Raw genomic sequence first — 15,739 nt, forward strand, 5'->3', positions numbered from 1 at the left:
TGGCGGCTACGAAGGTAGCCGACAACCCGCTAATGGATTGCATCACTCCGCAATCACATCAGCGACCATCGACTGCCAGCAGGGCAGTGCCGTTGCCGTGGGCGGGGAAGCGAAACTCGAATGACCACCAATCTTGAGTTCTCGTCCGGAGAATGACGAGAAGTGCCAGGTTCTCCACTCTATCCCTTGGCCCGACCCTGAACCAGAACGGGGACGCCCGTCGACAACCAGGCCATGCCGAAACACTTAGTACAGTCGGTAAACACAATGGCGGGGAATCGGATGCGTCTCAGGCCGCCCAGCACGATCGAGTGCGCCGAGTGTTTTCACTCGATCGTGCTGTGATTATTCGGTGTATCCCGATTCCCCGGCGGAGGGCTACGCCAGGGCACGCAGCCGCGGTGCGAGGTCGCGCTCAAACAGAGTGAGAAATCGCCGCTGGTCATGGCCGGGCGCATGAAACACTAGGTGGTTCAGCCCAGCGTCGACATACGCCTTGACCTGCGCCACGGCCTCATCCGGATCCGAGGCGACGATCCAGCGCTTGGCGATTTGCTCTATCGGCAACTCATCCGCGGCGCGTTCCATCTCGATCGGATCGTCGATTGAGTGCTTCTGCTCGGCCGTAAGTGACAGCGGCGCCCAGAACCGGGTGTTTTCCAGGGCCTGCTCCGGATCGGTGTCGTACGAAATTTTGATCTCGATCATCTTGTCGATTTGGTTCACATCCCGCCCGGCCTTCGCTGCACCCTCGGCTACTGCCGGCATCAGCTTCTCGGTGTAGAGGTCCATGCCCTTGCCGGAGGTGCAGATAAACCCGTCCCCGGCCCGGCCCGCATACCGCGCCACCACCGGACCGCCGGCTGCGATGTATACCGGGATGCCGTCGGCGGGCACGTCGTAGATCGATGCGCCAACGGTTCGGTAGTACTCGCCCTCGAAGTCGGTTCGCTCGCCACTCCACAAAGCGCGTATCAGTTGCACCGCCTCGCGCAACCTAGCGAAACGCTCCTTGAAATCCGGCCAGCTGCCGCGGTATCCGGTGGCGATCTCGTTGAGGGCTTCACCGGTTCCGACGCCCAGCATGATCCGGCCCGGGTAGAGCTGGCCCATCGTCGCGAACGCCTGGGCGATTACCGCGGGACTGTATCGGAACGTCGGGGTCATCACTGACGTTCCCAACTGCAGCGTGGTGGTGCGCTCGCCGACTGCGGTCATCCACGCCAACGAGAACGGCGCGTGCCCACCCGTGTGTCGCCACGGTTGAAAATGGTCGCTGACCGTGGCGGAGTCCATCCCGTGCGCCTCTGCCAGCACCGCTAATTCCACTAACTCCCGCGGGCCGAACTGCTCAGCTGAGGCCTTGTAGCCCAACCTGATACTCATGCGTGGAGTCCCTCTCGTCTGAACTGGCGGTAGCGTGACATCAGCGTGCTAGTCGAGCTATCCAACCCTGGGTCAACGGCCGCGGTGGTAGAACGCAATTGATCGAAAATCTGGCTGGCCAGGGTTTTACCTAGTTCGACGCCCCACTGATCGAACGAGTCGATACCCCAGATCCAGCCCTGAGTGAAGACCTTGTGTTCGTACAAAGCGATCATCTGGCCCAGTGCATAGGGTGTGAGCCGCTCGATCAGGATCGTAGAGGATGGACGATTGCCGGGAAACGTTCGGTGAGGAACCTGTTCGCGAGCGACACCGTCGTGACAAGTTTGCTCTGCTGTTTTGCCGAAGGCCAGCGCTTGTGTTTGTGCAAAGAGATTCGCCATCAAGAGATCCTGGTGGGTATCTAAATCATGTGCAGGTTCGAGTGTTCCAATGAAGTCGCACGGAACGAGGGTGGTGCCCTGGTGCAAGAGTTGGAAGAACGCGTGTTGGCCGTTGGTGCCGGGCGCACCCCACACGATGGGTGCTGTGTCGACGGGAACCGGTTTGCCGTATCCGTCGACCGACTTTCCGTTACTTTCCATTTCCAGCTGCTGGAGGTAAGCGGGGAACGTGGCCAGCCGGTGATCGTAGGGCAATACTGCGTGAGTCTGCGCCCCGAGGAAATTTCGGTTCCAAATGCCCAACAAGCCTAGGAGGGCTGGCAGGTTGTTGCGAATCGGAGTACTACGGAAGTGCCGATCCATGGAATGCGCACCAGCGAGCATGTCGCGGAAGTGCTGCGGGCCAATCGCGACCATCAATGACAGCCCTATCGAGGAATGAACGGAAAAGCGCCCGCCGACCCAGTCCCAGAACTCGAACATGTTCTCTCTGGCGATTCCGAATGCCTCTACCGCGGCTGCATTGGTAGATACCGCCACGAAGTGGTCACGGACCGCAGAGGAGTCGCTCAACGATTCAAGCAGCCAGCGACGGGCGGTCTCCGCATTGGTGAGCGTCTCGATCGTGCTGAACGTCTTCGACGAGACGACGAACAGCGTTTCCTGGGGGTCGAGCCCGCGCAACGCGGTCGTGATGTCAGCTCCGTCGACATTCGATATGAACCGCACCTCGAGGCGAGGATCGGCGACGTGACGGAGGGCACTACAGGCCATGGCGGGTCCGAGATCGGAACCTCCGATACCGATGTTGATCACGGTGCGAATGCGGTGGCCGGTAAATCCGCGCCAGTCTCCGAGCCGCACTTGCTGTGCGAACACGCTCATCCGGTCGAGGACCGCGTGCACCCCCGGTATCACGTCATGCCCGTCGACGGGGAGGAAGGAACCGGCCGGGCTACGCAGCGCAGTGTGCAAGACCGGCCGACGTTCGGTGACGTTGATCGATTTGCCGGCGAACATCGCGTCGATCGCCTCGCCGAGCCCAGCTGCATCTGCCAGCCTCGCCAGTAGATTCAGGGTCTCGGGGGTGATCCGCTGTTTCGAGTAGTCGAGGTAGAGACCGTCGTGCTCGGCGCTGAGTTTCGTCCCCCGCTGGGAATCGGCGTCAAACAGTTCACGCAGGTGCACCGTGTCGATCGAACGATGATGCTCCTGAAGCGCCCGCCATTCCGGCGTCGACGTGAGCATCATCGGCTGGTCGCTTTCTCCTGATGGCCGCCGAACGCATGGCGCATCGCGGAAAGTGCCCTGTCGCCGTACTCGCCCTCGCGACGCGAGCTGAACCGCTCGTACAGTGCAGCGGTGAGCACATAGGCAGGTACGCCTTCGTCGACGGCAGCCTGGACGACCCAGCGTCCCTCACCGGAATCGGAGACTCGACCGGAGTACCCGGACAGCTCGGGATCAGTTCGGAGCGCGGCGGCGGTGAGATCCAGCAACCAGGAACCGATTACGCTGCCGCGGCGCCACAGCTCGGCGATCTCTGCGACGTTTAGGTCGTATCGGTAGGCCGCGGCGTCGGCCAGAGGCGCGGTCTCCGCATCGGCCTCCCTCGATACAGCCCCGATGTTGGCACCGCGCAGAATCGCGAGCCCCTCCGCCAGCGCTGCCATCTGACCGTACTCAATTCCATTGTGCACCATCTTCACGAAGTGCCCCGCGCCTGCCGGCCCGCAATGCAGGTAGCCGCATTCGGCTGCACTCGTCATGCCCTCCGCACCCAGCGTCCGCGTCGCCGCATCGACGCCAGGCGCAAGCGCCTGAAAGACCGGGTCCAGACGCTTAACCGCGATCTCGTCGCCGCCGATCATCAGACAGTAGCCGCGCTCAAGGCCGTGCACTCCGCCACTGGTACCCACGTCCAGAAAGTGGATGCCCCGTTCGGCGAGCGCGCCGGCCTGCAGCACACCATCGCGGTAGTGGGAATTCCCACCATCGACGATCACGTCGTCGACATCCATTGCGGCCGCGACCTCATCGACCACGGACCCGGTCGCCGCCGCGGGCACCATCACCCACACGGCGCGCGGCGGCTCGAGCCGGGCAATCAAATCCATGAGCGACCTCGCGGTGACCGAGCCCTCGGTCTCCAAGTTCGCAACCGCAGCTCGATCGCTGTCGTACATCACAACCTGGTGCCCGGCACGCAGCAACCTGCGGGCCAGATTTGCGCCCATCCTGCCTGCCCCAACCATCCCGAGCTGCATGTCAGAGTTCCTCTCCATCGCAATATAATTCGTGACCACGGAGCGGCGTGAGTATGCTTCTGACCTCATCGAGCAGGGCACGCCATGAGTCTTGAAATTTCGTGATTCCCTCGCGCTCGAGAACGGTGACCACGTCGGTGTATTCGACCCCTATTGAGGCCAGCTCCTTGAAGACCCGACGTGCCTCGGCGTACGTGCCGCTCACTCGGTTCCCACGAACCTCCCCGTGGTCAGCAACGGCCTTCAGCGTCGCCTCGGGCATGGTGTTCACAGTGCCCGGCGCCACAAGGTCGGTTACGTACCGTGTGTCGTCATAGGAAGGATCCTTCACACCGGTCGATGCCCACAGGGGCCGCTGAGGCCTTGCTCCGGCCTCGGACAGCATTTGCCATCGCTGCGAGGAGAACATCCGCTCGTGACGCTCGTAGGCCAGGCGCGCGTTCGCGATCGCGGCGTGACCGCGGAGCGCGCGCGCCTTCTTCGTGCCCAGCAAATCCAGGCGCTGATCGACCTCGCCGTCCACCCGGCTGATGAAGAACGACGCCACCGACGCGATTTCATGGAGATCGAGTCCGGCGTTACGGGCCTGTTCGATGCCGTCGATGTATGCCTGCATCACCGCCTCGTACCGCTCCACCGAAAAGATCAAGGTCACGTTGACGCTGATCCCCTCCGCTAGGCACGCAGTGACGGCTGGCAAACATTCCACGGTGCCTGGGATCTTGATCATCACATTTGGTCGATCGACCATCCACCTCAGTAGACGCGCCTCCGCCGCACTACCCACTGCGTCATACGCCAGACGCGGATCCACCTCGATCGACACCCAACCATCGAGCCCGTCAGATTCGTCGTGAACCCGCCGCAACACGTCGCACGCCGCCCGCACGTCCTGGCACGTGATCAGCCGCACCGCTTCCGTCGGAAGCATTCGGAATCGAGTCAGCTCGGCAAGAAGATCGTCATACGAAGCTCCGCCGGTAATTGCCGAGTGAAAGATCGATGGATTGGTGGTCACCCCTCGCACACCCTGGCCGCGCACCAACTCCGCGAGGTTGCCCGACTCCAACCGCGACCGACTTAAGTCGTCCAACCATACGGCGACACCCTCATCGGCCAGCTGCTGTAGCGAGTTATTCATAGAATCCTTTCCAATTTGCGGAAGGGTGGAAGTCGCGAAGCCGCAACACGTTGCATGCAATGCTGCATCTCCGATCCGTTGATATCCACGCCAGCAACAGCTTTGTGGTCTCATCTGATTTCGCCCCCTTCATGTGTGGCTTGCGTGTGGGCACGGATTCACACCAGGAGACCGGACGCGCGCGTTCGACTGAACGACGGCACGATGCGCTAGGTAAGTGCGGCCAGATCGGCGTCGACATCTGACCGTGTCGCTGCAGTCCGGACGCCTTGAAGGCGCTGGGAAATTCACTGCACCTATGGCTGCAAGGTAGCCCCGTAGCCGCACGGATTCTGGCGTCCAGGCGAACACAATCGGCGCTTACCGCAACGGGGCAGGGATGAGAAGACGACATGGTCGCCAGGTTCAAGCCGAGGTGTGTCCGGACCGCCATTCTTCATCTCAGCGCCCTCGTGCCCGCCGAGCTAGGGGAAAGGCAGCCCGCTACCAAATCCTGTTCTGCATGATGGTCAGAGTGGCATGGCCCCGACGTGGCCATCTTCACGAGCAATTTGCCCCGTCGGGGATCGTCGACGGCAAGCCCAACGACGTCGTATCGACCTGGCGCCTCGGATAGTACCGCTCGTGTGCGCATCAATCCTCTCCGCTTCCAGCAGCTGTCTGCATATCGAGCCTTTTCGCGTAGTGAATCTTGTTTTGTTCGCGGTCGCAGGCAGGGGGCCGCGGGATGCACTACTGGCAAGTTAGTCTAAAGAGCAAATATCGGATGGTCAACTACTGCGCGTGGTGCGCAGGGGAGGCCCGAGGGGTGGATACGGTTTGTGCGGGCTGTGTGCCGCAGGCGTTGACTACGCACGAGCGAGTTCGTCGTCGATGTCGAGTCCGTTCAACGCCCGGGCGGATCGACCCTGTTCGCGGGATACCGCCGGCGGCCGAAGTATGCGCCTCAGTCACACTCTTCGTGACTAATTCTCTTCTGCACCTTAGTGTAAGGCGGTGCTTGCTCAGCTTTGAGTCCGCGCGTGCATGGCGATGGGTGTGAGGCTGGCCGTCGTTGCATCATCTCCGTCATGCCGTATCCTGGATGGGATGCGGCCGATTGCGGCTGCCTCCCGTCCTCGTGGTGACGAGGCTTCGCGTGTTGACGGTTTGTCGGTGCCCGCGGCCATCGTCCGTTTCGTCCCAATTCTGCACCCAAAAAAACGCCGTATAGACTATTGATTGTTAGACTATTGGTGGCATTTTAGGGTGTCGTAACGTCGTGTAACCGAGGAAGGTAGTAAGGCTTTGGCTGTCGGTTCCCGTAGGCAGTTGTCCGGTTACGTTCGTGGCCCTGTCACATAGTGGTCCTTGAGTGCCGACGTGAACGAGCGACGCGGTGCCCGCGGATTTCGTTTCGGTGGATTCAAGCAATTTTGGCGGGGCGCGAGTGGGCGGCCGGGGGAGGTCTCCCTCCGTACCTGGATCCGGAGGTGGGTGACTCCTGGTGAATCCGGACCCTAACGGGAGGCTGCCGTTCGCGTGATGGTCGGTCGGATTTATCAGCGACGAGCAGCGGACAACCGTGATTCGGCGATGCGAGACGATTGGGGCGGACACGGGTAGATGAGCCCGTCGAACTGGTTTCTACACGCGGGCCGAAAGCCACGCATCGCCAGTTCTTTGCCGACAGTCCGGCAGCGTGCTGTAGAGCGCAGGATGATCCGGAGCGGAGTGCGGTAGCGGGCTTGAGACCGCCATGGCTGAAACTGATCAGTTGGTAACGGGGCCCGGCGCTCTCTGCGGACCCGCGGTGGCGCTGTCGCCCTCGTTCACGGTCTCGCCCAGACTGCCTGTCGTAGGTGCCGCCTGGGTTCGAGTTGGGATCGTCGACAAGCTCCGCCGTCAGGTACTTGAATGACTCGATAGACGGCGGGAGTTGGACTGGTTACCAGCGATCCCCGACGTGGGCGCGCTTGCGAAAGCGGATCGCTGGCAGTGCTGAGTCCTGGTCGACCCGCCAACGGCATCTGGGCCTTGGCTGCTTCAGGCGGGCGGGATTGTGATACTTGGACCTGGCGCCATACTGTGGTCCGTCCTTCATGTGCCGTCGAGACTGCAGCAAGCAGTGGGCGGAGATCTATCGCCTCTCGGAGGCGAGCGGCATCCCTCTGGTTGCCCGGTCTCCGCCGGCCAACGGTGGCGTCTTCGCTGTCGGGATTACCGTCGACTCCGCGTTTGGTCGGCCGACCGGACGTCGATCGGATTGGCGACATCGCTTGTACGTACTTTCGGGTGACCAGCGATACTCTGGAAGTCATGACGGGAGGGCAGCGGATGTAGCAACAGTCGGGGAGGCGGAGCGGAGATAGCGCATAACTGATGGCAGGCAGTGATCCACTAGAGACGCAGCAGGATGTAACCCGCGAGATCACGGCAGAGCTGAGAGCGGTCGGATTCGATGACGCTAGCGAGATCGGTCGTGGCGGTTTCGGGGTCGTCTTCCGCTGCTTGCAGACCTCCTTGGACCGCCAGGTTGCCGTCAAGGTGCTTACCTCAGACCTGGATGAGGACAACACCGCTCGCTTCATTCGTGAACAAAGGGCAATGGGCCGACTGACTGGACACCCGAATATCGTCGGTGTCCTCCACGCCGGTACCACCGCAACCGGCCGTCCATACATTGTGATGCAATATCACGCCAAGGGCTCCTTGGATGCCCGAATCCGCCGCCAGGGTCCGCTCGCGTTGGACGAGGTATTTCGACTCGGTATCAAAGTGTCGGGTGCACTCGAGACCGCACACAACATCGGTATCGTGCATCGCGACGTCAAACCTGCCAACATCCTATTCACCGATTACGGCGAGCCAGCGATAACCGACTTCGGTATCGCGCACATCTCCGGAGGATTTGAGACAGCCACTGGCACGATCACCGGTTCACCAGCCTTCACCGCCCCGGAGGTACTGCAAGGTCAGGAAACCAGTGTCGCGTCGGACATGTACGGTCTCGGCGCGACGCTGTTCTGCGCACTCACTGGCCACGCCGCCTTCGAACGCCACAGCGGTGAACGTCTCGTTGCGCAGTTCGTCCGAATCACCACTCAATCAGTTCCCGACCTGCGCGAAACAGGACTACCCGACGACCTCTGCACGATCGTCGAACGAACGATGTCCAGGAACCCGGAAGACCGCCCCAACAGTGCGGCTGCGTTAGGCGCTGAACTCCGGCGACTTGAGCTTCTGCACGGTCTCCCCGTCGACGAAATGGCTCTGCACGTACACGACGGCGGTGCGCGAGCCTCCTCTGATCCGCCCCGGTCGGAAGAATTCGTGCCAAGTGGACCGCACCGACCAGCGGCTCGCGCACCACGAGGCCCCAAGGGAAATCTTCCCATAGAACTCACCAGCTTCGTCGGGCGCCGAACAGAACTCACCGAAGCGAAGAGTCGACTGTCCACCTCGCGGCTGGTGACCTTGACTGGAATCGGTGGTGTCGGCAAGACGCGTCTGGCTTGTCGGGTCGCCAACAGCGTGCGGAAGGCATTCAGAGACGGAGTGTGGCTGGTCGAGCTGGGTGACCTACGCGATGAAGCGCTACTGGCGGACGTGGTGGCCACCGGCCTGGGGCTACGGACCCAGTCCGTCAGACCCACACCCGATTTACTGGTGGAGTTCCTTGCCGCAAGTCGACTTCTGTTGGTGCTCGACAACTGTGAGCACGTGGTTGATGCGGCTGCCAAACTGGCCGAGACACTATTGCAAACCTGCCCAGAACTACGGATTCTGACCACGAGCCGGGAACCTCTCAATATCGGCGGGGAGGCAGTGCTGCGCGTTCCCCCGTTGGCGGTCCCTGACCCGGACCGCCAACTGCCGATCGAGGGGATGCCTCGCTATGACGCGGTCACATTGTTCGCGCAGCGAGCTGCCGAGGCCGTTCCTACATTCGATATCACGGAGGCGAACCAGGTCGCGGTTGCTCGGATCTGTCACCGACTCGAAGGCTTGCCACTTCCGATCGAACTGGCGGCGGCGCGGCTCCGGGCGATGTCAGCCGAGCAGGTCCTGCAGCGTTTGACCGATCGCTACCGACTCCTGACCCATGGCAGTAGGGTCGCGCCGACCAGGCAGCAGACCCTCCAGTTTTGCATCGACTGGAGCTATGAGCTGTGCACTCCGAAGGAACAACAGGTGTGGGGCCTTCTGTCGGTTTTCGCGGGGACGTTCGAAATCGATGCAGCAGAGTGCATCTGCGACCCAGACCTTGTTCCCGATCTGTCCGACATCGTGGAATCGCTGGTTGACAAATCGATACTGATCCGCGAGGAACCCGGCACTGTTGTGCGTTTCCGGCTGCTTGAAACATTGCGTGAGTACGGGCGGGACAAGATTCAACAGGCTGGTCAGTACTCGAAACTGCGCCGCCAGCATCGAGATTGGTATCAGGCTCTGGCGCTTGAGGCAGAAGCTGAGTGGATCAGCCCACGCCAGCTGGAGTTGATCGCACGTCTGGAGCGCGAGCTACCCAACTTTCGTGAGGCGATGGGTTTCAGCCTGACTGAACCGGATGATTCCGATGTCGGGGTTGGACTCGAAATCGCGACGGCGCTCTTTCCATTCTGGCATTCGCGAGGTCTGTACCGCGAGGGTCGGCGTTGGCTCGACCGGCTCCTGGCGCGTCCCACGGATCAGCCCACTCGAGTTCTGGTCCGAGCCCTATATGCCGACAGCGTGCTGGCCGGAAGGCAAGGTGATGCTTCGGCGGGCATTGCCCTTATGGAGCAAGGGCGCTTGATCGCCGACGAACGGGGAAGTAGTTTCGAACGTGCACTTATCGCATACGCAGACGGGTACATGGCTCTATACAGCGATAACCCTGCTCGGGCAGTCGACGTTCTGCCGCGGGCACTCGAGGTTTTCCATCACGAGGGCGCCCTCATGGAGCAAATCGCAACGCTCCATGGGCTCGGGCTGGCCAGCGAACTTCTCGGTAGAACAACGCAGGCCGTTGGCTACCACGAGCAAGCAATCCGTATCGCGAAGCAGCACGGTGATTCGGTCTATCAAGGACGATCATCACTGACGCTGGGCCTGGCATTATGGCGTCAGGGTGACGGGACCCGTGCGGTGCCGCTTCTGCATGACGGACTTCGCTTGGCACGGAAAGCGGACGATCCAGTTGGATCCGCCTGGTGTCTGGAAATACTGGCCTGGACCGCTGCTGAGAATCGGAACCATCACCGCGCCGCTGTATTGATGGGTGCGGCAGCGGTACTACGCCAAAGGGTCGGAAACCTGGTTGTGCATATCCCCGGGTTGAAGGCTTATCACGACGAATGTGAGCGAGTCACGCGCCGCTCACTTGGTGAACGAGAGTTCGGGAAGGCCCGCAATCAAGGTGAGAACTCCGATCTCCACGAGATCGTTCGATACGCCTTGGGTGAAACGCCAAAAGGTGGGACGTCAACTACCGATTCCCCTAGGGCCCTCTCTAAACGCCCACCAGGGGGCCTCACTAGACGCGAGAGACAGGTCGCTGACCTCGTTGCGGAGGGCATGACCAACAAGGCGATCGCAAATCGGCTCGTGATCTCACAACGCACCGCACAGGGACATGTCGAGCATATTCTTGTGAAACTCGGATTCACATCGCGGGCACAGATCGCAGCCTGGGTCGCCGAGGGTGCTCAGGAAGGGATGCAGGAGTGATCGGTATTGGGCGTCGCTGTTCATAGGACGGATCAGTTGCCGCCGCGCAGAGCTTGGTCGTTGCCGCTGCTGAGAACTGGCTCCGGAGGCATGTGTACGAGGTATGTATCAGGTAGTCCGGGCTGATGCGGCGACTGCTCTATCGAGCCTGCCCGGAACGTCTAACACAGTGGGCCGACTCTGCTGGGTGGTTCTCTTGTCAGACACCGAGGAGGACGAGTACGAACGTGGAATGCGCGAATGCCGCGGCGTGGGCGCCCCGTTGCCGAACGTTGAGGCGGCGACGGCGCATCTCTCCGGCGCGCCGAACAGCTTGGATGCGCTTGGCAGTTCAGGGGGCTGGGCCTTTCGCTGCTAATTCTTGAAAACAGGTGAGGCGTAGTTACCAGGTTCAACCGGTGGAAGCAACACCTCGATCATGGAGGTGGGGGATAGGACGACCACCAGGGTGGGCGGCAGCATCGACTGGCGCGTGCGGTGATGCGGTCAGCAGGACGTCCTCCGGTGCGCATGGACTTCGAGGCGATATTTCACCACACCCCGTGGGTCCTGAAGAGATGACAGCCGGAGATGCTTGAGCCGCGTCTTCCGTCGAGATCACGTCGCGGATCGGCGCCGGGCCGAACAAGAGGGCCGTGAAGCGTTGAGCGATTTGCAGCCGCTACCTTCGGTATTCTCTATTATTTCATGTTGTGGGATAAAGCCTTCCACACGGATTGGCTGACGTCGACGGGGCCCTGGCTTTGTATTGGTGCTAATTCGGAGAAACGTCGACGGGATGGTATTGCAGATTCACGGGACAACGGTGACGGGCCGCCGGCTGACCTTGACCAGGCGTACGGCGACCGAACCATAGATACGACGTCTGGCGCTCGTGGAGGCGCCCACCACGATGGCGTCGGCCCGCAGCTCGTCGGCCACGTTGATCAAACCGTTGGCCGGGTCACCGCGGAAGGTGCGGAATTCCCACTGAACCTGCTCCCTTTCTCCAAGACTTGCGGTGGATCGTCGAATGTATGAGAGCAGTTCTCCGGCGACCTCCTCGCCCGCATCGAAGATCGCTCCACCCATGTCGGCGAAGGTCGAGGGGATGGGCTGGACATAGACAGCGACCAGCAGTGATCGCTGCCTGCGGGCGAGACCTGCGGCGTATGCGGCGGCGCGCCAGGATGAATCCGAACCATCGACACCCACGACGATGAGTGTGGAGCCGTCCATTTCGTGATCGAGCCGGTCCATGTGCGCTGAGTCCTCCACGAGCCGGGCGTAGACGGGCGGCGAAGGTTCACGGATCGCGGCCGGATTCGCTTCGCGGCGGGCAGGGGCATTGTCTGGGACGAACCTATGTTGAGTCGAGATAAATGGTGCATCGATACGCAAAACGTCGAGGCCGGACGGAAAGAGCTGTCCGCGAATGACAAAGGGTGTATACCGTTTCTGGTCGAGTTGAACAAGGGTCCAGTGTGAGGCGGCGGAAAACCGCCACCCGTCGGCACGGACAGCGGGTCCCCAATCGACGGTCCCGAGTCGGGTCAGTCGGACCGCCGAAGCATGGAAGACCCCGTCAGCCACTGGGGGTTTGGCTGCCGGGGTCGGAGCACCAACCCACGCCGAAATGGGCAGCGAGCAGGTGCGTGGCCAATTCTATGGCGCAAGGCACGTTGGTCCAGATATTGTGATGCAGCAAACACACGGACGTTCGTTGGGCGTTCACAAGTCGGGCAGCTGTAAGGCAACTGCCGCTCGTGGCCGCCGAAAATCATTCACGCAAACGACAGAAGCCCAACCCAGAATCTCTCATCCATGTGCCAATCGTCGGATCGTCTGGCATAGACGCCGACGAGGGCGCCCAGGCCGGCGATGGCGACGGGCGCAATCCAGGGCAATGCTTCGCGAGTGCGGATCATTGGCCCCAGGCGTTCTGCACGTATGGTCCGTGCGTTCGTCGATAGGAAAACCCGCCAGCCCCTACTGGGACGTGAGGGCTGGCGGATCCCACCTCCTTGTGCCAGGAATCCTCCAACCGTCATCGATGGAGATACCCCGAGCTGGAGGCCCAGCAACTACATCATGTGGTACGCACGTACCACAAGAGGCTTCTGCAAATTTGTTCGTCGCGAACAGCGGGGTATCGGCGGCACCTTCTGGGAGGTCCGGCGGGCTGATGATGGGGTGCGGGGTATCCACGGGATACAGGTTGCCAGCATAGGATCGACCGGTGCCGTTTCTTCCCGCGTTCTCGCGCCTCGCACCGGATCCGGTGCGGGACTGGGCCGAAAGCGGAGTGGTCGCCCTGACCGGTCGCGCCGACGGGCCGCCGGTCGTACCGCCCGGCCGGGCGGCCACCGTCGCGCGCGTGATGTCGTCGTGGATCTCGGATGTCAGTGTCCTCGGCGGTCGGCGCATCGACGTCGATGGTGCCCGGTTGCTCTCCGAGCGTGCCGCCTTCACCGGTTCCAGTCGGGGCGGCGACGTGTCGCCTGGCGGCAGTTGCCGCCTGCTCCCCACTGCAGACGGGTGGGCGGCCGTGTCCTGCGCCCGCGCCGACGACCCGGCGCTGCTGGGGGCGTTGGTGAGTGAGGCTGTCGACGAGGACGACCCCTGGCCTGTCGTCGCCGACTGGCTTCACCACCACAGGGGATCCGAGTTGGCCGCGCGGGCGGCGCTGCTCGGCGTCGCCGCCGGCCCGGTGTCGCGGGTGAGCACACCCCCGGCCGTTCCGGTGCCGCTGTATCCCCGGCCTGTCGACGGGCTCCTCGTCGTCGACTTCAGCGCGCTCTGGGCCGGCCCGCTGTGCGCCCATCTCCTCGGGCTCGCGGGCGCGCGCGTGGTGAAGGTCGAAACGCCCGATCGCCCCGACGGCGCCCGGCGCGGCAATCCGGACTTTTACGGGCTCCTGCACGGCGGTCACGAATCGGTGGTCCTCGACCCCACGACCACCGGGGGCCGAAGGGCGCTGGCCGCGCTCGTCGACGCCGCCGACATCGTCATCGAGGCCTCCCGCCCGCGCGCTCTCGTGCGCTTCGGGCTCGACGCCGGGGCCGCCGTCGCCCGCGGTGCCACCTGGGTGTCGATCACCGCGGCGGGACGCTCCTGCGACCGCATCGGCTTCGGCGACGACCTCGCCGCCGCGGCCGGACTCATCGCGAACGACTCCGACGCACACCCCTCTTCGTGGGGGACGCCCTCGCCGATCCGCTCACCGGGGTCACCGCCGCGGCCCTCGCGATGTCCGCGCCCGCCGACAGGTCCGGACACCTATGGGATCTGTCGATGTCGGACCTCGTCGCGTCGACCCTCACCAGCGAGCCGGTGCCGCACGTCTTCCGGCGCGGCGGCTGGGTGGTCGAGACCGCGTCCGGCGTCGTTCCCGTCGCCGAGCCATGGCCCCGCGTTCCGACAGGACGCGTCGCCGCATCCGGTGCGGACACCGCAGCCGTGCTGCGGTCGCTGGGGATCGCAGTCCCGTGACCGATCTCGTGATCCGCGGCGCGGAGGTCGACGGCGTCCCCGGTATCGACGTGGCGATCTCCGGGGGACGGATCACTGCGGTCGGGCCGAACCTGGTTGCGCCGACCGCCGAGGTGATCGACGCCGAAGGCGGTGCCCTGATCCCAGGTCTGCACGATCATCACCTGCACCTGCACGCGATGGCCGCCGATGCCGCCTCGGTACGCTGCGGGCCACCCGCCGTCCGCGACCCCGCAGCCCTCGCAGACGCGCTCGGCAGCGCCGCCGGCGACGACAACGGGTGGGTCCGCGGCGTCGGCTACATCGAGACCGTCGCAGGCGACCTCGACGCCCACGCCCTCGACCGCCTGCACTCGGCGCGCCCGGTCCGGATCCAGCACCGCAGCGGCGCGATGTGGATCCTCAACGGGGCGGCCGTCGCCGCCGCACGCCTGACCGACGCATCCCATCCGGGGGTCGAACGCGGCCCGGACGGCCACCCGACCGGACGAGTGTGGCGCGCCGACACCTGGCTCCGCGACCGGCTCCCGCCATCCCGGCCGCCGCGCCTCGACAAGGTCGGCGCCGCGCTCACCCGCTTCGGCGTCACCGGAGTCACCGACGCCACCCCCGACCTCACCCCGCAGTCACAGGCCGCGATCGCCGCAGCGATGTCCAGCGGCGAGTTGCCACAACGCGTGCATCTGCTCGGCGCGCATCCCGACGAATCCGCGTCTCCTACCGCACGTCTGACCATCGGCCCGTACAAGATCGTGCTCGCCGACTCCGGCCTCCCCGACCTCGACGACCTGGCAGGCCGGATCCGCAAGGTCCACAGCCAAGGACGGGCGGTCGCCGTGCACTGCGTCACCCGCGAGGCGCTGCTGATCCTGCTCGCGGTGCTCGACGAAGTCGGGATCCTGCCAGGCGACCGCGTCGAGCACGGCGCGATCATCCCCCGCGAGACCATCGACGGCCTCCACCGGCGCGGCCTCACAGTTGTCACCCAGCCCGGCTTCCTCGCCGACCGAGGCGACGACTACCTCCGCGACGTCGACGAGCGAGACCTACCCGACCTGTACCGGTGCCGGTCGCTGATCGACGCGCACGTCCCGGTCGCGTTGTCGAGTGACGCCCCGTACGGGCCACTCGACCCGTGGGCGGTGATGGCGACCGCAATGTCGCGACGCGCGCCGAACGGCAAGGTCGTGGGGCCCGGCGAACGCATCACCGCCGCACAGGCATTGGCGGCATATTTCGCGCCTCCGGACGCCCCTGGAGGACGCCCACGGACGGTCTCCGTAGGAGCGATCGCCGACCTCATTCTGTTGCACGCACCGTTGAACGACGTCTTCGCTGAACCTTTCTCAAATCCCGTCCACTTCACGATCATCGGCGGAGAAATGATGACGAGGCGCTGA

At 63.4% G+C, this 15,739-nt stretch carries 7 protein-coding genes and 1 pseudogene; 3 read left to right on the plus strand and 5 right to left on the minus strand.

All coding sequences use genetic code 11. From position 1 onward, the window contains the following. Positions 1-378: 378 nt before the first annotated feature. Genes fgd through tal form a run of 4 tightly spaced genes read right to left on the minus strand, consistent with a single transcriptional unit; the run spans position 379 to position 5,177 of the window. On the minus strand, positions 379-1,386 hold the full coding sequence (fgd, locus tag ACLIVD_RS42335; RefSeq protein WP_491933744.1) for a glucose-6-phosphate dehydrogenase (coenzyme-F420): 1,008 nt from the start codon (positions 1,384-1,386) through the stop codon (positions 379-381). Next, positions 1,383-3,020, minus strand: coding sequence for a glucose-6-phosphate isomerase (gene pgi, locus ACLIVD_RS42340; protein ID WP_491933745.1), 1,638 nt, complete (start codon positions 3,018-3,020; stop codon positions 1,383-1,385). The genes fgd and pgi overlap by 4 nt, the downstream gene beginning before the upstream one ends. Then, positions 3,017-4,036 (minus strand): phosphogluconate dehydrogenase (NAD(+)-dependent, decarboxylating), encoded by a 1,020-nt coding sequence (gene gnd / locus ACLIVD_RS42345; RefSeq protein WP_491933746.1) that lies wholly within the window; start codon positions 4,034-4,036, stop codon positions 3,017-3,019. Before gnd ends, pgi begins: the two co-directional genes overlap by 4 nt. A gap of 1 nt (position 4,037) precedes the next feature. Beyond that, the gene (tal, locus tag ACLIVD_RS42350) at positions 4,038-5,177 is read right to left on the minus strand and encodes a transaldolase (protein ID WP_491933748.1); all 1,140 of its coding nucleotides are present in this window, start codon (positions 5,175-5,177) and stop codon (positions 4,038-4,040) included. A 2,361-nt stretch (positions 5,178-7,538) separates the two neighbouring features. Between tal and ACLIVD_RS42355 the strand changes: the two genes are divergently transcribed. Further along, complete coding sequence (locus ACLIVD_RS42355; RefSeq protein WP_491933749.1) at positions 7,539-10,868, plus strand: protein kinase domain-containing protein; 3,330 nt, start codon at positions 7,539-7,541, stop codon at positions 10,866-10,868. A gap of 792 nt (positions 10,869-11,660) precedes the next feature. Here ACLIVD_RS42355 and ACLIVD_RS42360 read toward each other — a convergent pair. Then, positions 11,661-12,107, minus strand: a complete 447-nt coding sequence (locus tag ACLIVD_RS42360; RefSeq protein ID WP_491933750.1) for a universal stress protein — start codon at positions 12,105-12,107, stop codon at positions 11,661-11,663. 1,021 nt (positions 12,108-13,128) lie between these two features. Between ACLIVD_RS42360 and ACLIVD_RS42365 the strand changes: the two are divergent. Continuing rightward, a pseudogene (locus tag ACLIVD_RS42365) lies at positions 13,129-14,339 on the plus strand (CoA transferase). Next, positions 14,336-15,739 (plus strand): amidohydrolase family protein, encoded by a 1,404-nt coding sequence (locus tag ACLIVD_RS42370; RefSeq protein WP_491933751.1) that lies wholly within the window; start codon positions 14,336-14,338, stop codon positions 15,737-15,739. The pseudogene ACLIVD_RS42365 and the gene ACLIVD_RS42370 overlap by 4 nt, the downstream one beginning before the upstream one ends.

It is taken from the genome of Rhodococcus sp. G6(2025), assembly GCF_058628105.1.